This is a genomic window from Bradyrhizobium sp. CIR18, from assembly GCF_014198295.1.
In the GTDB taxonomy this organism is placed as follows: domain Bacteria; phylum Pseudomonadota; class Alphaproteobacteria; order Rhizobiales; family Xanthobacteraceae; genus Bradyrhizobium.
The window spans coordinates 1-19,263 of the sequence record NZ_JACIHF010000030.1 but is presented as its reverse complement, the minus strand read 5'-3'; the positions used below and the strand labels follow the sequence as shown (position 1 = coordinate 19,263).

19 protein-coding genes and 5 pseudogenes are annotated in these 19,263 nt (G+C 58.6%); 9 read left to right on the top strand and 15 right to left on the bottom strand.

What is annotated here, in order from left to right:
• Positions 1–59 precede the first annotated feature (59 nt).
• Together GGD65_RS39400 and GGD65_RS39395 are read right to left on the bottom strand one after the other, a co-directional pair.
• Complete coding sequence (locus GGD65_RS39400) at positions 60–377, bottom strand: hypothetical protein (protein ID WP_183238698.1); 318 nt, start codon at positions 375–377, stop codon at positions 60–62.
• Positions 378–397: 20 nt separating this feature from the next.
• On the bottom strand, positions 398–760 hold the full coding sequence (locus GGD65_RS39395; RefSeq protein ID WP_183238697.1) for a hypothetical protein: 363 nt from the start codon (positions 758–760) through the stop codon (positions 398–400).
• Between the two features lie 169 nt (positions 761–929).
• Between GGD65_RS39395 and GGD65_RS39390 the strand changes: the two are divergent.
• Together GGD65_RS39390 and istB are read left to right on the top strand one after the other, a co-directional pair.
• Positions 930–1,431, top strand: a pseudogene (locus tag GGD65_RS39390) (transposase); the annotation flags it as partial.
• A gap of 258 nt (positions 1,432–1,689) precedes the next feature.
• A pseudogene (istB, locus tag GGD65_RS39385) lies at positions 1,690–2,459 on the top strand (IS21-like element helper ATPase IstB).
• Here the strand turns inward: istB and GGD65_RS39380 are convergent.
• Positions 2,397–2,663 carry a hypothetical protein gene (locus tag GGD65_RS39380; RefSeq protein ID WP_183238704.1) on the bottom strand — a complete coding sequence of 89 codons (267 nt, stop codon included), beginning with the start codon at positions 2,661–2,663 and terminating at the stop codon, positions 2,397–2,399. The pseudogene istB and the gene GGD65_RS39380 sit on opposite strands and share 63 nt — an antisense overlap.
• On the opposite strand from GGD65_RS39380, the pseudogene GGD65_RS40675 reads away from it, so the two are divergent.
• Positions 2,663–3,112, top strand: a pseudogene (locus GGD65_RS40675) (helix-turn-helix domain-containing protein); the annotation flags it as partial. The gene GGD65_RS39380 and the pseudogene GGD65_RS40675 sit on opposite strands and share 1 nt — an antisense overlap.
• Positions 3,113–3,215: 103 nt before the next feature.
• On the opposite strand, the gene GGD65_RS39370 reads toward GGD65_RS40675, so the two are convergent.
• From GGD65_RS39370 to GGD65_RS39340, 7 genes and pseudogenes are all read right to left on the bottom strand, one after another.
• Positions 3,216–4,073: a transporter substrate-binding domain-containing protein gene (locus tag GGD65_RS39370; protein ID WP_183238696.1), complete on the bottom strand. Its 858-nt coding sequence runs from the start codon at positions 4,071–4,073 to the stop codon at positions 3,216–3,218.
• Positions 4,074–4,158: 85 nt separating this feature from the next.
• Complete coding sequence (locus tag GGD65_RS39365; RefSeq protein WP_183238695.1) at positions 4,159–5,025, bottom strand: SDR family NAD(P)-dependent oxidoreductase; 867 nt, start codon at positions 5,023–5,025, stop codon at positions 4,159–4,161.
• A gap of 69 nt (positions 5,026–5,094) precedes the next feature.
• Entirely contained in the window at positions 5,095–5,868 is a 774-nt protein-coding gene (locus GGD65_RS39360; protein ID WP_183238694.1) for an SDR family NAD(P)-dependent oxidoreductase, read from the bottom strand.
• 56 nt (positions 5,869–5,924) lie between these two features.
• Positions 5,925–7,790 carry an NAD(P)/FAD-dependent oxidoreductase gene (locus GGD65_RS39355; RefSeq protein WP_183238693.1) on the bottom strand — a complete coding sequence of 622 codons (1,866 nt, stop codon included), beginning with the start codon at positions 7,788–7,790 and terminating at the stop codon, positions 5,925–5,927.
• A 124-nt stretch (positions 7,791–7,914) separates the two neighbouring features.
• On the bottom strand, positions 7,915–9,471 hold the full coding sequence (locus tag GGD65_RS39350) for an aldehyde dehydrogenase family protein (RefSeq protein WP_183238692.1): 1,557 nt from the start codon (positions 9,469–9,471) through the stop codon (positions 7,915–7,917).
• Positions 9,472–9,768: 297 nt separating this feature from the next.
• A complete protein-coding gene (locus GGD65_RS39345; protein ID WP_183238691.1) occupies positions 9,769–10,014 on the bottom strand; it encodes an SDR family NAD(P)-dependent oxidoreductase in 246 nt (81 codons plus the stop codon).
• Between the two features lie 94 nt (positions 10,015–10,108).
• A pseudogene (locus tag GGD65_RS39340) lies at positions 10,109–10,416 on the bottom strand (aldehyde dehydrogenase family protein); the annotation flags it as partial.
• 457 nt (positions 10,417–10,873) lie between these two features.
• On the opposite strand from GGD65_RS39340, the gene GGD65_RS39335 reads away from it, so the two are divergent.
• The 4 genes and pseudogenes from GGD65_RS39335 to tnpC form a co-directional block, all read left to right on the top strand.
• Positions 10,874–11,071 carry a transposase gene (locus GGD65_RS39335; RefSeq protein WP_183238690.1) on the top strand — a complete coding sequence of 66 codons (198 nt, stop codon included), beginning with the start codon at positions 10,874–10,876 and terminating at the stop codon, positions 11,069–11,071.
• Between the two features lie 201 nt (positions 11,072–11,272).
• Entirely contained in the window at positions 11,273–11,434 is a 162-nt protein-coding gene (gene tnpB / locus GGD65_RS41325) for an IS66 family insertion sequence element accessory protein TnpB (protein WP_409362784.1), read from the top strand.
• A complete protein-coding gene (gene tnpB, locus GGD65_RS41320) occupies positions 11,431–11,619 on the top strand; it encodes an IS66 family insertion sequence element accessory protein TnpB (RefSeq protein ID WP_409362783.1) in 189 nt (62 codons plus the stop codon). Before tnpB (GGD65_RS41325) ends, tnpB (GGD65_RS41320) begins: the two co-directional genes overlap by 4 nt.
• Positions 11,573–12,555 (top strand): annotated as a pseudogene (gene tnpC / locus GGD65_RS41315) (IS66 family transposase); the annotation flags it as partial. The gene tnpB (GGD65_RS41320) and the pseudogene tnpC, both read left to right, overlap by 47 nt.
• Here the strand turns inward: tnpC and GGD65_RS41310 are convergent.
• Complete coding sequence (locus tag GGD65_RS41310; RefSeq protein ID WP_409362785.1) at positions 12,519–12,797, bottom strand: hypothetical protein; 279 nt, start codon at positions 12,795–12,797, stop codon at positions 12,519–12,521. The pseudogene tnpC and the gene GGD65_RS41310 overlap by 37 nt on opposite strands.
• Here GGD65_RS41310 and GGD65_RS41305 point away from each other — a divergent pair.
• Positions 12,702–13,181 carry a transposase gene (locus GGD65_RS41305; protein ID WP_409362782.1) on the top strand — a complete coding sequence of 160 codons (480 nt, stop codon included), beginning with the start codon at positions 12,702–12,704 and terminating at the stop codon, positions 13,179–13,181. The two genes, GGD65_RS41310 and GGD65_RS41305, sit on opposite strands and share 96 nt — an antisense overlap.
• Before the next feature lie 99 nt (positions 13,182–13,280).
• Positions 13,281–13,508 (top strand): hypothetical protein, encoded by a 228-nt coding sequence (locus GGD65_RS41300; protein WP_183238689.1) that lies wholly within the window; start codon positions 13,281–13,283, stop codon positions 13,506–13,508.
• Positions 13,509–14,973: 1,465 nt separating this feature from the next.
• Here GGD65_RS41300 and GGD65_RS39315 read toward each other — a convergent pair.
• From GGD65_RS39315 to GGD65_RS39300, 4 genes are all read right to left on the bottom strand, one after another.
• Positions 14,974–15,822 (bottom strand): MBL fold metallo-hydrolase, encoded by an 849-nt coding sequence (locus GGD65_RS39315; RefSeq protein ID WP_183238688.1) that lies wholly within the window; start codon positions 15,820–15,822, stop codon positions 14,974–14,976.
• Between the two features lie 188 nt (positions 15,823–16,010).
• Positions 16,011–16,886: a transporter substrate-binding domain-containing protein gene (locus GGD65_RS39310; RefSeq protein WP_183238687.1), complete on the bottom strand. Its 876-nt coding sequence runs from the start codon at positions 16,884–16,886 to the stop codon at positions 16,011–16,013.
• A 306-nt stretch (positions 16,887–17,192) separates the two neighbouring features.
• On the bottom strand, positions 17,193–17,939 hold the full coding sequence (locus GGD65_RS39305; protein WP_183238686.1) for a hypothetical protein: 747 nt from the start codon (positions 17,937–17,939) through the stop codon (positions 17,193–17,195).
• Between the two features lie 247 nt (positions 17,940–18,186).
• Complete coding sequence (locus tag GGD65_RS39300) at positions 18,187–18,918, bottom strand: hypothetical protein (RefSeq protein ID WP_183238685.1); 732 nt, start codon at positions 18,916–18,918, stop codon at positions 18,187–18,189.
• Positions 18,919–19,263: the final 345 nt, after the last annotated feature.

The window sequence follows — 19,263 nt, the reverse complement described above, 5'->3', positions numbered from 1 at the left end:
CAAAAGCACGATCGCACGATCACGCCGGCGCCCACCGACGTCGCCGTCACAGGCAGCGATCAGCCGGTCGACCTGCTCGGTCGATAGATATTGGGGCATGTGGCAAGCTGCCAATGAGCGTAGGCTGGAACGGCGCCGTCGAGACCTGCCTGACAACGGCCCGCGACTGCGAGATACCGCAGGAAGGCCCGCAGGCTCGTCGTCATCTTCTCGATCGTGCCACTCCCGCTATTGCTCGCCCGCTCCAGGAAGTAACTGCGGACATCGTTCGGCCTCCAGCCGTCCGGGTCAGATCGAAGCTCCATCATCAGGCCCGCGGCGTCGCGGGCGTAGAGCCTGACGGTGGCATCGATGCGCCGCGATGCTTGCGCAGCCACGTCTTGAAGTCGGCGACCAGCTACGGCTCGGCGGGTGCTTGTCCCACGGCCGCGGACCGGCAAAGGCCGAGCTCGACGAGGTGCCGACGAAAGAGCCTGGCACCGTAGATGGTGTGGTGGTTGCGCCGGCCGCCTTTGGCGCGTGGACACCGGCAACTGCGCAGGTGCTCGCCGAACGCGGCGAGATCAACGTCCATCAGGCCCGCACCTTGCTCGGCCATAACATGGCCGATGTGAGCCGCCGCTCGCAAATAGCGTACCGCTGTCTCGGGGCCATAGCCCTGCCGCTCCAGCGCCGCTGCAAACCCGTCAAGGTAAGGCCCGCTCGGCCCACTGAGCAGATGCCCCAGCATCTTCGCTGCCGAGAAGTACGTCTCCAACATGTCCGTCTCCGTATGGATCGGCCATCAGTAGCCGACCCAACGGGACCGCATTGGCGACTTGTAATGGAGAGCTCGAGAGCGGCAATACACAGGAACAATAGGGTGATCGCGATTGGCAGCTCCCCATCACCGGCTTTGCCCATAAGGCAGCTAATGGGTGACGCCCATAACCTGTCGCAATCGGCATTGCCCGAAGTGCCAGGGCTCGGCGCGCCCGCAATGGCTTGCCGGCGGTGGTCTACGACACCCTGCTCAAGGCGGCAGCCGAGACGATCCGTCTCATTGGTGCCGACTCGAAGCATCTCGGTGCCGAGACCGGTGTGATCGCCATTCTCCATACCTGGGGCCAGACCCTGACGCATCATCCGCATGCCCATTGCCTCGTGCCGGGCGGCGGTATCGCACCTGGTGGAAGCTGGGTTCATTGTCGCCCTGGCTTCTTCCTTTCCGTTCGCGTCCTGTCACGATTGTATCGTCGGCTATTCCTGGAGCGCCTGCAGGCGGCGTTCGATAACACCAAGCTCCAGTTCTTCGGCCACGTCGCGCACCTCGTCGAGCCCGCGCCATTCGGCCGCCAGCTGAACGCCCTCCGCAAGCTCGAATGGGTTCTCTACGCCAAGCGTCCCTTCGCCGGGCCAGAGCAGGTTCTCGCCTACCTCGGACGCTACACGACGCCGCCCCCCTGATCGACGTCATCTGCGGTCCCGCTCCGCCATCGGCATTCTCGGGCTGGTCAAGCGCCATGGCCAGGAGCGCCTCGACGCCGCCTTCGCCCGTGCCCTTCTGCTCAACGCCCGTTCGTACAAATCGGTCGCCGCCATCCTCAAGAACGGCACCGAGAGAACCGCTCAGCCCGCAGAGGAGGCGCCCACCTCTTCCACGCCAACATCCGTGGCGGCGGTTACTACAATCGATCAGGAGAGATCAGCATGCTCATTCACCCCACCATCGATCGCTTGCGCGCCCTCGGCCTCGCCGCCATGGCCGATACCCTCGCCGAACTGCAGAACAATTCCGAGGCGGCCGAGATGCCGCACGCCGATTGGCTCGGCCTGCTCGTCGATCGCGAGGTCACCGCTCGCGACAACCGCCGCCTCACGCGTCGCTTGACCCGTGCCAAGCTCCGTCAAGCCGCAGCCATCGAGAACGTCGACTACCGCCCCGCTCGCGGCCTTGACCGTTCGCTCTTCCAAACCCTCGCCACCTGCCAGTGGATCCGTGACGCCAACCACCTGGTCATTGTCGGCCCAACCGGCACCGGCAAGTCTTGGCTTGCCTGTGCGCTCGGCAACAAGGCCTGCCGCGACGGCTTCTCCGTCCTCTACAACCGACCATCCCGCCTGTTCGCCGATCTCGCTCAGGCGCGCGGCGAAGGCCGTCTGGCGCGCCTGATCACCGCGCTCGAGCGCGTCAATCTCCTCATCCTCGACGACTGGGGACCTGAACCGCTCACCCTCCGACCAGCGTCGTGATCTGCTTGAGATCGTCGATGATCGCTACGACAAGGGATCCTTGTTGATCACAAGCCAGGTCCCCGTGTCGCAATGGCCATGAAGTCAGTGCCGATCCCCCCCGGCGATGCGATATTGGACCGCATCATTCACAATGCCACCGCATCGAGCTCAAAGGCGACAGTCTATGGCGTCATGCTGGCGAAAAGAAAAAACGTGAGCACCTCGCGCACGATCGCCAACCTTGACCAGGAGGCCATTTCCAGCACACTTAAACCCGTCAGCCGTGTTCGCCACCGCACCTGATCGCGATCACTGGAATCCGTGATCATCATCGCCTGGAACACCTGATCACCATCCCTGGAATGCGCACGGTCGTCGCAACACTCTGGAGTTGGAGGTTGCGATGAGCATTCGAAAGCGGCGATCGGCACGGCCTGGATGAGCGCCACTACCATCGCCAGGACGACCGCCGGTGACTGGACGGGATGAACAGAGAAGTTTCTGGCGAGCTATTGCTGCCGGGCAAAGCAGCGAAGAAGCCGCGCTGGAAGCCGGGGTGTCACAGCCTGTGGGAACCAGATTGTTTCGAAAGGCGGGCGGCATGCCACCAGCGATGTTCAAATCCTCAGCGACGGCGCTCTCCGGGCTGGTGGAGCGCGAAGAGATTACGCTTCTCATGGTCCAGGGCCATTCCATCCGGGAGATTGGGCGCCGTCTCGGTCGATCCGCCGCGACAATTTCGCGAGAACTGCGGCGCAATGCAGCCACCCGTAGCGGCGGGTTGGAGTATCAGGCGTCGACTGCCCAGTGGCATGCGGATCGATTGGATCGTCGGCCTAAACTGACCAAGCTTGCGCTCAACACAACCTTGCGCACTTACGTGGAGGAGAGACTTGCCCGGTGTCGTCGTGGCCCCGAGCAACGCTCAAGAAGATCGCGATTTCCGTTATGTGAGTCAGCAGGAGAGGGTCTTAGCACACGACCCTCTCCGCAGTTACCTGCTACTCGCAGCTTGGCACAATATCCCCAGCCTTAGTTAACTTGGCAAGCAGAGGAGCCATCTCATCCCCATGAGGAGCACCATACTTCGCCCAGAGCTTCTCGTAAGTGCCGTTCTCGATCAAGATGCCAAGTTGCCTACTGAATGCGTCGCGAAAAGCGACGTCGTCCTTGCGAAACATGGGTGCCGAGGCGGCCAATGGTGACTGTTTGTCGACCACTACTTCGACGCCCGCCTTCGCCGGATCGGTGACCGCGAATTGACTGACGATATAGGCGTCCGCCCGGTGGCCGACGACTGTCGCAACACCAGCCGTCACGTCAGGAACACGTACGATTTGGTCGGGTTTGACTCCCTGCTTTAGCGCGTAGTCCTCGTATAGGTCAGGGCTTATAACCGCCAGCTTGGTGTCGGGGCTGCGCGCAATGTCCGCGACGGTCGTCAGATGCTTCGGATTTCCGGGTAGAACATGCAAGGCGGCCAGCGCTGCGTAGAAGGGTCGCGAAAATATCACAACCTTGCAGCGCTCCTCCGTAATATTAAAGCCGGCACCGACGTAGTCGAAGTGATGGGCCTGCAGTCCGGGCGTCATCGCGTTCCAATCCAGCCATAGCGGCGTAAGCTCTGGCAGACCCATGGCCTTTAGCACCATGTTCTGCAGTTCAATCCCAGCACCTTTTGGCTTTCCCTCCGGCGACACGAATTGGTAAGGAGGAATTGAGGCAGACGCGACCTTGACTTCACCAGCTTTTCGGATCGAGGCGAAAAGATCGCGATCGCTCTGTGCAAATGCCAGATATGAATAGCCTGCCGATGCTATCAGCAGGACCGGCAACCAGAACTTCAATTTCACATACATGTTGGTCTCTCCTTGTAAGACGCTTCTCCGCTACGCACACTCGACTTAGTGTTCTCGTTATCTGCAAAATTTGACAATGGGGGAATCACGCACGAAGCGGAGACTCATATTCCGGGCGGGGACTTGTATGCCCATTGCGACGTGCATTGAGGTGTTTCCTAAGATGGTAGGTGTCGAGGTCAATGACCCCGCCATCGACAATCATTTTCAGTCCGGTTATGCGCCGAGATTCGTCTGACGCTAGGAACGCTACTGCGGATGCGATGTCCTCAGACTTTGTAAACCCACCCATGGGACTAACGACTTGCTCTTCGTCGATGATCTGTTCGACGGAGACGCCCGTCTCCATCGCCTTGCGTCGGGCGAGTGCTTCCCATAGCGGAGTCCAAACGTCCCCCGGATGAACGGAATTGCAACGAATATTAAGCTTCATTTCGACGCAATATTGAGCAAGGGTTTTCGTGAGATGCCGGACTGCCGCTTTGCTGGCGCCATAAGACGTGTTGTAAGGTGTAGCCAAGAGCCCCGAGATGGATGAGATATTTACAATGGCGCCTCCACCTGAGCGCTGCATCGCTGGAATTGCCGCCTTGCAGCCCAGCAGCACGCCTTCTACATTGACGGCAAACACCCGCCGCCAGTTTTCTAGAGTTGTGTCGATCGGGCTGGACTCATCAAGATCACCTAAAATCCCCGCATTGTTGACGAGGATATCGAGCTTGCCTTCTTGGGCCTCGATCTCGCCGATGACATCGGCCCACTGCTCCTCGTCACAGACATCATGCTCTCTAAAGCTGAACGCATCGGACGAGGCAGCCGCTCGCCCCGACGTGCCGCTTATATCCGAGATCACAACCCTAGCACCGTCAGCTTTGAGGCGCGTCGCGATCGCCAATCCCATGCCTTGGGCGCCGCCGGTGACCAAAGCTACTTTCCCTGACAAATCACTCATTGCGACATCTCCTAATGGTAGCGCGGTCCCTCTGCGGTTCAGGCTGTCAGAATAAGAGCTGCCCTCGCGCTAGCGGGCTGACATGCCGCCGTCGACGACGAGAATTTCGCCGTTTATGTAGCTGGCACGATCGGAAGCCAAAAATAGGATTGCCTCGGCGATCTCGGCCGGTTGTGATGGCCGCCCCTGAGGCCCGTACTCTAAAATGGGAGTCTGCGACCATTTTGAGATGGTATCCACTATTGCATCCATCATCGGGGTGACTATCCAGCCCGGCGCCACCGCGTTGACCCGCACACCCGTCACGCCATTTTCGACTGCTGCGTTGCGGGTCATTTGTGATACCGCCGCCTTGGATGCACCGTAACCGATTTCGTTTTTGCAACCACGGACCGCTGAGATAGACGAGACGTTGACGATCGATCCCTTCCCTTTGGCTCGCATGTGCGGAATCACTACCTTCATGGCAATGAACGTCCCCAGAACGTTCGCACGCATGACGTCCTCGAAATCTTTGACAGAATAGTCCCCAACGGATGCCAGCGGACCTATAATTCCGGCGATGTTGAGGAGGATGTCGACTGAGCCCATTCGGTTGAGCATGTCGTCGACGATCGACAGCACTGCCTTTTCGTCCGCAACGTCTATCGCGGCTGCTTTATGAAACGGGGGGTTAGGAAGTGTTGCGATTACGGATTCGAGGGCGGCCGCGTCGCGATCAACTAGGAACAAACGGGCTCCGGCGCGGGCGAAGAGACGGGCCGTCTCGGAACCAAGGCCGCCGGCGGCGCCGGTCATCAGAACGTTCTTCCCCTCCAGTTCAATAGGGCTCGGAAGAGTCATTTTAGTGTCCCCTTAGAGTATTGGTAAGTGCGACGCGAAGGGCTTGTGGTCGGGTTTCACATGTCGAAGGACACGTCGCGCTCATCAATGCTTCGCGTGCGTTTCCAAAACTCAAGAATTGAAAGTGGCCAAACCTGGGTCACTTTACCAAACTCGTTTTTATAAAAGTTGTCGACGACGGACCATGCTCGTCGGCTGTTACCTTCGTCCATTTCAGTGACAAATCGCGAGTATGCCTGGCTCTTCACCTCAATAGTTCGCGCGCCCCGATCGCTGAGTTGCTCGAGACAGCTGGCGATAAACTGAACCGAACACTCGCTCATGAACACAATACTTCCGCTGGCGACGAGATTGGTGTTCGGGCCGTAGAGAAGAAAGAAATTCGGGTAGCCCGGCACCATGGACCCCATGTAGGCTCGAGCCTCGCCCTTCCAGAAATCGTGAATTTCCTTGCCGCCACGACCAACGACCTTAATGCCGTGGAGATATTCGGACGCTGCGAAACCGCTTGCGAATACGAGCACGTCGAGTTCGACGTCTTTAGAACCGACGAGTTTGACACCCTCGGGGATGATCGAAGCTATTCGCGAGATCTCTAGCTTAACGTGAGGCTGTTTGAGGGTTTCAGGCCATGTGCCATCATCGCGCAGCATCCGTTTGGCGCCGGGAGGATAGCTTGGCACCACTTTCGCGAGCAGGTCAGGTCGATCGGAGAAACGGCCCTCGAGATGCTTCACAAGTGTCTGCCGCCACCAACGGTTTAGCTCTGAGGTGCTGCCCGCTTCCTTCCAAGAAGGGTCGACCTCGGTAAGAGGCAACCATCCCTCCACCCCGATCCAGAAATGCCAGAACCGGTACCACGAACTAAGGCCGGGCAAGATGTCGAAGAGGGCTGCAGCACTTGTCGGCATCGGCCGGCTGTACTCCGGGGTCGGCACCATCCACGGCGGATTTCGTTGAAAAACAACCAGCTCCTTTGCGGTTTTCGCCAGTTCGGGGATGAGTTGGAAGCCAGTGGCGCCCGTCCCAATCACGCCTACGCGCTTACCGGCCAAGTCCACATCCTTTGGCCAGCGGTTTGCGTGCAGCTTGGGCCCGGAGAATCTATCAAGCCCAGGTAGATCTGGGAGCTTGGGAACACCTAGCTGACCGAGCGCCGCAACGACAGCATCAAAGCTCGCATGCGTTACATTCCCGTCCTTTTCGACGGAGAGCATCCATAGTCCCGTTTCTTCAGACCAGATGCATTCGCGAACCGTGGCGCCAAGCGTGACAACCTGGTCGACGCCGTGATTTCGTGCCACGTCCTGAAGATAATGAAGAACCTCGGGCTGCGTCGAATAGTAGTTCGACCGGCGCCGCGCGGGGCAGAACGAGTACGAATATAGGAAGTTGTTCGAATCGAGCCTGCATCCCGGGTAGTCGTTGTAGGCCCAAGTGCCCCCGAGCTGCGTGTTCCTTTCGAACAGCGCTACCGAGCAGCCGTCGGCCATCAGCTCGATCGCAGCCGCGATTCCCGAAAGGCCGCCGCCGATTATAGCCACTTTCTTGCTGATGCGAGTCTTCGTCCTGATCTCGCCATGAAGCTGCCCGTGGATGACTGCCGGATCGTACGCAGAACTGGCGCCGTCGGTGACAAATTCTACGATTTCACTTTCGGAAATACCGCTTTTAAGGGCGGCGGCGCTGAATGTCTCTTGCCCAGAAAGAGAACAAAGATAATCTTGCAAGAATGCGCGAGCGCGCGCGATGCGATCAGCGTCAATCTCCGGATCAGGAGACCTTCGAAAATCCGGGGATATGAAATTGCGTTCACCCGTCAGTCCGGCAAGGGTCGCTAGAATAGGGCGAGGATCGATCGCGTCGACAGCCTCCGCAATGGAAACGTCACTCATCAGGCGCCCTTTGTTTTGAACATTCATGCTTGGTCTCCTTGAGCGAGGCTCCTCCCTTAAACTCAGCCCGACTGACGGAAGGATCCGCATGGGATAGGAGGTCTCGATTGTAGAATTGAAACGGATGTTGTTTCTTGAGTTGATTTAACGACTATCGCTGAAACGTCCGACTTTGCTCTCGCATGAATTGGGGTACAAAGTTCGGACCTAAGCCTCCTTTGCCGGTCAGGCCGGAGCCTTTCCAGCCGCAAAAGCTCTGACGTCCGGGCCATGCACCCGTTGTTGCGCCAGTTGCGCGGTTAACGGCCAGTACACCTGCCTCAGCTCTTTCTAGAAATAAATCTATTTCGCTGTGGTCTTTGCCGTAGAATGCCGCAGCAAGACCAAGCGGCGCAGCGTTTCCATATTCAAGAGCTTGGTCCAACGACGTAAAACGCCGTACCGCCAAGATCGGAGAAAACAGTTCCTCTTCGAATAGGCGGTGCCGCTCGGGAAGGTCGGTCACGATAGCCGGTCGAACATAGTAGCCACGTTCGAAGATACCACCCGAGAGACGGTCTCCCCCTGTCACGAGCGCTCCGATTGCCTTCGCTTCTTCAACCGCATTTCTGAACCGGTGATAGGCCGCTTCATTGATCAGTGGGCCATCGGTAGTTTGTCGATCGGAGACATCACCGAACGTCAATCCTTGCAGGGCCGATGTAAGATCGCCGATAAATCCATCGTGCAAATCCTCATGCACGAACGCGACCGAGCATGCTGTGCACACCTGCCCCTGGAGCCCAAACGCCGACCGAAGCACAGCCTTAGTCGCAATCGGAAGATCCGCGCTGGCAGTAACGTAAACAGGGTTCTTCCCGCCCATTTCGGCGATTACCGGGCGCGCGAACGGACCGCACTTCATGCGCCGATTAATCTCCATCCCCGCTTTGTGGGAGCCGGTAAAAGCAATCCCGTCGACTCCCGGTGCATCCACCAATCGCTGGCCTGCGTTAGGTCCGCACACGAGATTAAAAACGCCCTTCGGAAGATCGGCAGCTTCGAATGCCTCGGTGAGGAGACTACCGCTCAAGCCAGCACCAGGGCTCGGCTTGAAAACGACACTGTTGCCAGTAACAAGTGCAGCTCCAAGCATGCCGGCAGAGAGTGCAATAGGGAAATTGAAAGGCGCTATTATTCCGAAAACGCCGTACGGCCGTTGAGTGTTGATCGACAGTTCATTTGAAGTCTCCGATAGAGGAAATGTATAGCCCTCGTTCCGATCCATCTGAGAACAATAATATTCGATCAGCTCGATGGACTCCAAAACTTCGCCCAGCGCGCCGACTCGCGATTTGCCGACCTCCAGCACCGACGCCCACGCAAGCTGCGCCATCCGCGCATCAATCTCACCCGCGACGCGTCGCAGCAAAGTCACGCGCTCCCTCCATCCAAGACGCTCCCAACTCGACGAAGCGTCGCGGGCCGCCCTAACAGCCCGCCCGACCGCCTCTTCACTGGCGTCAATGAATGTTCCTAAGAGTACATCAGAGTCTGCCGGGCTTCTAATCTCATACGTCGTACCGTCTCGACACAATTGGCCGCCGATCTTGTTAGCCCATTCCTTTCCAAGGCTATTCCGAAACGCCACACGCGTTTCATCGAGCTTCTTCTCCATCGGCTCGAATACTTCAACCGCACCACTGTAGGAGAGCGATATTTTAGACATGGCACGTTCCTTGATTATCGTCCGCCAGCGAGTGCGCGACTCCATCATTCCCACCTGCCCAAGACGAGCAATGAAGAATTGAGTGCTTGAGCGGGTGACGTAGCGGATTAACATAATATCAGGTTGGCACAACCGCAAAACTTGCGAGAAAGATTCTTGGTACGATGCGGACGAAAGTTACGCCTGTTACGGTCAAGATTTTTTACTGACCTCGCGATGCGCCGTCAGAGATATACATGACTTTGGAGCAGCTAGGTTGAAGCGCGATCGTCGCGTTGACTGCTCACGGCCGTTGAGTCAGTGTCGGCTACGTCGAGGGGAAGGCGAATGCACTGCGCCCGCATCCTTAAGCGTAGCAGCGGCTGCCGGGATTTTCACGTCTGCGACGATGACCTTCGCACCATGGGAAGCGAAGACCTCGCAAATCGCCCTGCCGATCCCCCGCGAGCCGCCAGTCACAACGGCAGTTTTCCTTCGGGCAATTTCACCTCTTCCGCCTCCCAATATCCCGGCTGTACCCTTCGGCTTGATCTCGAGACCCATCCGACCGCTGACGAACGTACTGATCGCAAAGCGTATGCGTCTCACAAAATTCGGAACTCGTAAGCCCGCCTAAGAAGCTGACGAGGCTTAGCCATCAGCGCGGGCGAATAGTTTCTGTCGTGAAATGTCGCTCCGTTCGCAAATACGTCTTAGGCCGGTTGACGCCTGCGACGGCCTTCACTTCGAGAAATTCCTCCAGACCGTACTTGCCCCATTCGCGGCCATTGCCAGACTGTTTGTAGCCGCCGAATGGTGCGGCAAGGTCGTTCGGCACGCGTTGCAGGTTAATGTTGCCGGCACGGATTCGCCGCGCCACTTTGCGCGCGCGTTAGACCGTGCCAACCGAGACATAACCCGCGAGCCATAGGGCGTGTCGTTAGCGATCGCGATGGCATCGACTTCATAGTGGATGGCCGGTTCCAGTGAAAAAAGGTCTCAGTAGTTGGTCCAACCGCCGATCCGGCGGTGCAGCTTTGCTGTTTCTATCGAGCTGAGGGCAGCTTCGGCCGAATGTGGTGACGAAAGGGATCAGCCGGCAGTGGCTTGAGCTTGGGATGTGAGCTTGATCCCGCCGGCGGATCGGATCGGACACTGATGATGAGTCAACTGACTATGAGCATCTAGAGGGCGCCGGCTTCTCTGAGCGGTTTCCGCAAGGGGGTTATGCCGCACCGGACTTGTTGATAAGCATGGAGCGCACCTTGCGTACACGAACGTAGCGAATGCGCTTTCAATAACAACAATCGTGCGTCGATGCTTCCAACGCTCGGCCGAAGGATCCGTATCCCTCCATTGAGGGCCGCCTTGTTTGACGAACGCGATCGCTGCAGGTCCTAGGGGTAATCCTAGGAGAAGCGCTATGACGATTTCGAGGGCGGAGGTGATCACATCGGTCGAGCGGCGGCGCCGGTGGTCGCAGGATGAGAAGGAACGGCTAGTTGCAGCATCGCTTGAGCCCGGAGCCAATGTTTCCGAGGTTGCTCGCATGGCCGGCCTTCATGTGAGCCAGCTGTTCCGGTGGCGCAAAGAGCTTTGCAAGCAGGTGAAGCGAGTATAGCGCGCCGTTCGTGCCGGTCGAGATTGGGCCGTCTGTGCCGCCGCGGGAGGTGGCCGGAGCGCCATTGACAACGACGGCGGTGCGTCGACGGAAGAGCCAGGGCATCATCGAAATCGATCTTGGTAGCGGGCATCGCATCCGGGTCGATGGCGACGTTGATGGAGACGCGCTACGTCGGGTTCTCGATGCTTTGGTACGCCGATGATCCCGGTTCCGACGGTCGCGCGAGTGTGGCTCGCGACAGGCTACACGGACATGCGCCGAGGCTTTCCGCCGTTGGCACTCCAAGTGCAGGAGGTGCTGCGCAAGGACCCGCTCAGCGGTCATCTGTTCGTCTTCCGCGTCGCCGGAGCGATCTTGTGAAGGTGATCTGGCACGATGGCCAAGGAGCATGCCTGTTCACCAAAAGACTCGAGAGAGGAAGGTTCATCTGGCCATCGGTTGCCGGTGAATCGCTAACGATCTCGCCGGCGCAGCTGAGCTACCTGTTGTCCGGAATCGATTGGCGCAACCCTCAAGAAACCCAGCGTCCGACGCGGGTCGGATAGTCGCTTTGGGTTTGATCTGCTGCGTGATCTGATTCAATGGCTTCATGATATCGAAGCCGGACGACCTTCCATCGGATCTTGCGAGCGGATCGAGAAGCTCAAGCGCGAACTGTACGGACAGCGCTCTGAGCGCACGGCCCGGCTGATCGAGCAATTGGAATTGGAGCTCGAAGAACTCGTCACCACGGCGAGCGAGGACGAGTTTGCCGCCCAGGCGGCGGCGACGAAACCCAGGCCGAGCACGCCTGCACGCGCAAGCGGGGTGCGCAAGCCGTGGCCGGACGACATCGAACGCGAGCGCGTCGTGATCGAGGCCCCGACGAGCTGTGCCTGCTGCGGCGGATCGCGCCTGGCGAAGCTGGGCGAGGATGTGACCGAGACGCTGGAGAAGATCCCGCGCCGGTTCAAGCTGATCGAGACGGTGCGGGAAAAGTTCACCTGCCGCGATTGCGAGAAGATCAGCCAACCGCCAGCACCGTTCGATGCCACGCCGCGCGGCTTCATCGGTCCGCAATTGCTGGCGACGATCCTGTTCGACAAGTTCGGCATGCATATCCCGCTCAACCGCCAGAGTGTGCGCTTTAAGGCCGAGAGGATCGACCTGCCGCTGTCGACGCTGGCCGACCAGGTCGGCCACGGGACCTTCGCCGTCATGACGCTCTTCCAGCTGATCGAGAGTCATGTGCTCGCGGCCGAGCGCCTTCATGGCGGCGACACCACCATCCGCATCTTGGCCAAGAGCAAGTGCACGACCGGCCGGATCTGGGCTATGTGCGGGATGACCGGCCCTACGGTGGGCCAGAGCCGTCGGCGGCGGTCTATTACGCCTCGAGCGACCGACGGGGCGAGCATCCCCAGAAGCATCTGGCCGCCTTCGCCGGTATCCTGCAGGCGGATCGCTATAGCGGCTTCGAGCCGTTGTTCGATCCGCAAAAGAAAGCGATGCCGATCACGCCGGCATTCTGCTTCGCCCATGCGCGGCGGGCTTCTTCGAGCTGGACGATATCGAGAAGAACGCCAGGGAAGGCAAGGGCAAACCGGTCTCCCCGATCGCGCTGGAGGCGGTCAGACGTCTCGATACGTTGTTCGAGATCGAACGCGCCATCAACGGCCGCAGCGCCGACGAGCGGCTTGCCGTGCGCCAGGAGAGAAGCAAGCCGCTGCTCGACGGCATGCACGCCTGGCTGCTGCGCGAGCGAGAAACTCTCTCGCGCTCCTCCGAGGTCCTGAAGCCCATGAATTATATGCTCCGGCTCTGGGCCGACTTTGCCAGCTTCCTCGACGATGGCAGGATCTGCCTCAGCAACAACGCCGCCGAAAGAGCGTTGCGCGGCATCGCCTTGGGAAGGCGCAATTGGACCTTCGCCGGCAGCCTGCGCGGCGCCGACCGCGCTGCCATCATGCTCACGATGATCACGACCTGTCGTCTTAACGATGTCGACCCCAAAGCCTGGCTCGCCGACGTCCTCGCCCGGATCGCCGATCTTCCCGCTTCGCGTTTGCACGAATTGCTGCCTTGGGAATGGAAGCTCCTGCGCCAAGCCGACAAGTCCACCGATTAGCAAGCTGCCTAACCTTCACGCAACGCTATCATAGCGCTACCCGGCCCCCGCGCGAATGCGTCAATCAGGCGGTCTCCGTCGTATGCGTACAAGGATCCTATGGTCAGCATCTTTATTGCGACACTTAACGAGGCACTCGAGCGGCCTGTCGTGATGCCTCCGATCTCGACGAAGATATCGCAGGCCGCAAGCGCATCTTTTTTTCTGCTGCAGCAGGAAGCTGAGCGCGCCGTCGGCCACGGCCAAATCGGACCCATCGCCAGCCCGCACCAAGTCAAGCAACAATTCCCGCCAGGATTTCGCACTCTTGCGCAGGCCGTCGATTAAGCCGACGAGCTCCATCTTTTCGTCGGGCGTGGTTATTGACGGTGACTGGGGTACACTGCGCGCCATCCTTGAGCCCGGCCTGCAGACGCGGCTTTGGCTCGGAAGTAGACGTCGTTCTTGGCTCGTAGACCGCTCGTTCTCCAGCGCGCATGCTCCTCCCGTGAGCCGTCCGGAAGTTGTGGCTCGCCGGCGCGCGACCAGTGTCTCCTCGAAGTCTCAGGTGGCCATGATATTTGTATACCGGTTGGGTCAGCACCAAGTGCTCTTCGACGGTCGCGCATAGGGCGGAAACATGCCGATGAAAAATGGATGCGCGTTGAGAAAGGCGCCGACAGGGGTCAGAAAGGTGCTCGAGACCGGTTGCTTGATCGGGAGCTCCACGGGTGCGCAGTGCCGCAGTTTCCGTGCTATTGCCCAACGAACTCGACAATGATCGTTGTGACGCGGGATCTGCTTTAAAATTCCTTGGGCAAAACGCCAGAGCATTCCGAGCGGATGCAGATTTGTCACATGGTCATCAACGACCAGCTTGTTTGGACGGACAGGAATAGCCAGGCGTCGAGTATATGTTCGATGGTCAGGACAGGTCCTTCACGGGCGGGCGACCGGCACTGTCATTGCTCGGAATTTTCAGCCGATTGTGACGCCGCGATGCAATTTGATCAACGGCTGCGATACCCAATTCGTAAGCTTACGCGCCGAGCAGGGCTTTGGCGAACGCATGTGGGCAGCCGCAATGCGGCGACCACGTCCTTTCTAAACTGCGGCATCGCCGTGCATTCCAGCACGACTGAACCGACGTCCTTAAGGGCGCCGGTCTCATGTTCACGCAAGCACACCTCCAGGAGTCCCTGCGGAGATCCTCGGGACTCATCCGCGGCTTTCTCACGTACCAGTCTCGAGTGATGCCCCCCAGGTCGGTTGATCGCTGACGCCCACTATGCGTAGGCGGGACCGGCCGGGATGGTCCACTAGCATCTTCTCGGTCAGATCCTTGCTCATAGTGAGGATTCCAACAAGGGTGCTCGATTCAAGCGCATAAGATGGAAGTTCGAGGGCGCTTAGCAAAACAGGCGTTCTTTTCTTGATCAGCTTGATCGGTGGCCGCGCATAGTACATGTAGCCGCAATTGCCGACGATCAGATCGCAGTGGGGCGCCAACCGCTCGGCTGCATTTGCAATGGATTCGATAGCAACCGGCTGGGCCTCGAGGAGCGCCCACCCTCCCCTTCCCGGTGCGATGGCGTACGCGACCGGAAAGAACTGCGGTTAATGAAATTGCCGGTTGGCTCGTCCGGTTCAGGAGGAGAGTCACCGAAGGGGTCCGGCAAATCGATTGTGTTGGGGTAGCCAATGGCGTCTAGATTAATGACGCCCACGCGCGGGCCTTCAGGATTTCTTATCAAGATCATGGCCTACCACGAATATTGCGTTAAATGACTAATGTCACCATCTCCGTGGTACTTCACACCACGGCCACGAATTTAAAGGCCTCGCCGTCGCGGCGGAGATGGCCAGCATCGAAATGTCCGCCGATGAAGAGCGTCGGCGTGTCGACAAAACGGGAGAACAACTCTCGGCGCGTTTCAGCAGATTGAACAGGATCAGAATCGTACGGCGTCGACCAATCTAAATGGGCCATCTGACACGGATGATGGGCAGAGTCGCCGATCAAAATCGCCTGTTCGCCGTCGGAATTGATGTAGACGCTCACATGACCAGGGCTATGGCCTGGGGTCGGAATCAGGCTGATCTCATCCGTGATCCTAGCATCGCTTGCGATCAGCGTGGCTTTGCCGGCTTCCAAGATCGGCTGCACAGAGTCGTTGAAAACCGCGCGCCGATCCGACGTGTCACTGTGGTCACGCCAATGCTCATACTCCTTTCGATCGAACAGGTAACTTGCATTGCCAAAGGTCGGGACCCATTTGCCACCCCTGAGCCGCGTGTTCCAGCCGACATGGTCCACATGCAGATGCGTGCAGATTACAGTGTCGATGCTGTCAGGCGCGAACCCCGCCGCCGTCATGTCATCGAGGAACGATCCCTTGCGGTTATTCCAGGTCGGATCGTGGCGGCCTTCCTTGTCGTTGCCGACCCCGGTGTCGACTACGATGCGGTGCTGCGGCGTTTCCACCACCAGCGCGTGGACCGACATTTTCAGCCGGCCGTCTTCGGTCGCGAAATGCGGAATGAGCCAAGGCAGCTTTCTGACCTCCCTTGCGCTTGCCTTGGGCAGGACGTCGTCCACCAACCCAACGGTCTCGAATTCCACGATTTTGCTGATTTTGACTTTGCCTACTTTCCACCGCATAAAAAGCATTCCAAGCTATGACGTTGACGATCTTAAAATTGACTTTCGTCGCGAGACTGCGAACACGTCGACAATGAGCTCGGCATGAGCGAAGTTATCGGTGTCGCGAGGCAGGCGGCAGCACGTGGCACTGCCTATTCGCTGGAAAGAAGCGCGTGAGCTCCTTGAGCCCTTACTGGGGTTGAGTCTTACTTACAGCTCGGCACGAGACCACTGGCCTTCTGGATCTTGGAGAGCTCACTCCACTCAGCATCAAAACCATCAAGATCGCCGAACACTTCCCTCCAGTACTTCGCAAGGAGCTCCTTCATCACGCCATTGGCGCGCAATTTGTTTAACTCCTTGTCAAACGCGTCGCGGAAAGCCACGTCCTCCTTCCGGAACATCGCACCGTACCCCAACGACGGCAATTGCTTGTCGAGGACGAACTCGAGGCCTTTCTGCTCCGGGTGGACGACACCTACTTGAGAACCGAACAAGGCAACTGCCCGCCCCCCGGTGACTGCCGCCACGCCGGCTGGAATATCGGGAACGTTTACGAGCTGCTCGGACTTAATTCCCGCGCTCAATGCGAATTGCGTATAGTCTCCCCCGAGACTAATCGCCACCTTAAGGTCGGAGTTTTGTGCGATCTGGGCCACACTCGTGATGTGCTTCGGGTTTCCGCGCGCGACATACAACCCGTTCAGCGCCACGAAATCGGGGCCCGAATAGATCACCTGCTTGCAGTGTTCTTCCGTGTAACCTAGGCCAGGGGACACAAGGTCGACCTGACCGGCCTGCAGTGCAGGAATCTGGGCATTCCAATCCACAAGCACGCCCTTAAGCTCTGGCAACCCCATGCCCTTGACCACTAGATCCACTAGTTCAGACGCATAGCCAGTCGCTTTTCCGTCTGGCGATATCATGGACCAGGGAGGCGCCGAGCCAAGAGCCATCTTCACGTCGCCAGCCTTGCGGATCGAGGCGAAAAGCGGACCACCGTCCTGCGCGAGCGAGGGATAGGCATTGCCGACCAGCCCCAGCACCAGAACGGCTAATGACAAGCTGAGTTTGCTACGCATGTTGTCGCTCCCAATCCAGTAGACCCGATCCCAAACACACACCGCGCATGGCTTTGTCGCCCCCCTGCAAGAACAACGCGCGGCGGACATGGAGAACCTGAGAACCTCGCGGACGAGTGATGTTTGTTATATCAAACATCATAAGAAATCAAGCCCTCTTTTGTTTCGCGGCCGTGAGGACAAAGGGCGAAACTTTGGCCGATCGCTAGGATCGGCTCCTCGCAGGCGAGTGATGAACCGATCTTTCATAGGAATTTGAAGCTTGGTCGCAATGCAGCGATGGATTGTGTAAGGCCTGACTGCGGCCTACGCGCCAAGCAGGCCTTTTGCGAATGCAGCGATATCCCATGTGGGCAGCCGCAGTGCAGCGACCACGTCCTGCCTGAACTGTGGCATCGCCGTGCATTCCAGAACGATTGAACCGATGTTCTTGAAGGCGCCAGCGTCACGTTCGCGCAAGCACACCTCCAGGATTTCCCTTCGGAGGTCCTCAGGACTAATTCGTGGCTTTCTAACGTACCAGTCTCGATTGATGCTTCCCCAGGCCGGCTGATCACTGACGCCCACAATCCGTAGGCGGGACAAACCTGGATCGCCTGCGTGCATGCTCTTGAGCATCTTCTCAGTGAAATCCTTGCTCATTGTCAGGATTCCAACCGGAAGGGTGCTTGATTCAAGCGCATAAGGCAAAAGCTCGAGCGCGCTCAGCAAAGCCGGCGTTCGCGTCTTGATCAGTCGCCGCGCATAGTACATGCCGCCGCAATTTCCGACGATCAGATCGCAGTGGGGCGCCAGCCGCTCGGCTGCCTCTGCGACCGACTCGATAGCGGCCTGCTGGCCCTCAGCCAGTTCTCCTCCCCACGTTCCCGCTGCAATGGCGTACGCGACCGGAAAGGGCCAAAAGCTTCGGTTGATGAAATTGCCGGAAGGCTCATCGGGCTCAGGTGGAGGGCCGCTGAAGGGGTCGGGCAAATCTATCGTGTCGGGATAACCAAGACCGTCTAGGTTGATGACGCCGAGGCGCGGAGCCTCAGGTTTTCTCTCGGCTACCATGAACTCTATCCTCACTTTCGATGCATCATACTAGTATTACAAACGTCACAATAGCTTTCTAGCCCGCTTCTTCCATTCCAAGCACATGACATTCTGCTGATCGCCACCTCAGAAGTGTCGTAACGCGGCGTCGATAGTCAGAGGCGGCTCTCGCGGGCGAGCGATGAGCCGATGTTTTTGGCCGGAATTTGAAGTTCGGTCGTGATGCAGCGATGGAATAGATGCACGCCTGAGGACAATCTGCGGCTTATCCGCCGAGCAAGCCCTTGGCAAATGCAGCGATGTCCCATGTGGGCAGCCGCAGTGCGGCGACCACGTCCTTCCTGAACTGTGGCATCGCGGTGCATTCCAGGACCACTGCACCAATGTCCTTAAAGGCGCCCCTCTCACGTTCGCACAAGCACACCTCCAGGAGTTCCTTCCGGAGGTCGTGGGGGCACATCCGCGGCCTTCTCACGTACCAATCTTGCGTTATGTCTGCCCAGGTTGGCTGGTGGCCGACGCCCACGATGCGCAGGCGGGGAAGACCTGGATGATCTGCAAGCATCTTCTCCGTGAAATTCTTGCTCACAGACAGGATTCCAACCGGAAGGGTGGTTGATTCAAGCGCATAGGGTAGAAGATCGATGGCGCTCAGCAAGACCGGCGTTGTCGTCTTAATCAGCGACCGCGCATAGTACATGCCGCCGCAATTCCCGACGATCAGATCGCAGTGGGGAGCTAACCGTTCGGCTGCCCTCGCTATGGATTCGATAGCGCCCGCCTTGCCTTCAGCCAGCGCCCCCCACGTTCCCGGTGCAATGGCGTAGGCGACCGGAACGGGCCAAAAGCTTCGGTTGATGAAATTGCCGGGAGGTTCATCCGCTTCAGGCGGAGGGCCGCTGAAGGGATCAGGCAGATCTATCGTGTTAGGATAGCCAAATGCGTCTAGGTTTATGACGCCGAGGCGCGGGCACTCAACCTTTCTCATTAGGACCATGAATGCATCTCGCCGGCTTGCTGCATCTCACCACATAGAAAAGCGCGGTTCACTGGCCTGATCGGCATACTGACGATACCGAATTCTTCTCACGACCGGGCACTCATCGACAAAGTTTCATGGTGCTGGCCGGCGCCGTGCTTCTGCAACAGGCGCGCGTAGCAGACGGCACCAACGACCACAATGTGATCCTATCAATTTTCGCGTCGCCACGTCTGGGGAAGACGCTCCGCGAGCCTTCGCAACCTTCAATGGTTGAGGACTGATTGCAGGAAGGAGCGCGTGCGCTCGGATTCGGGATTTGTGAAGATTTTTTCGGGCGGGCCCTGCTCGATAATGCGGCCC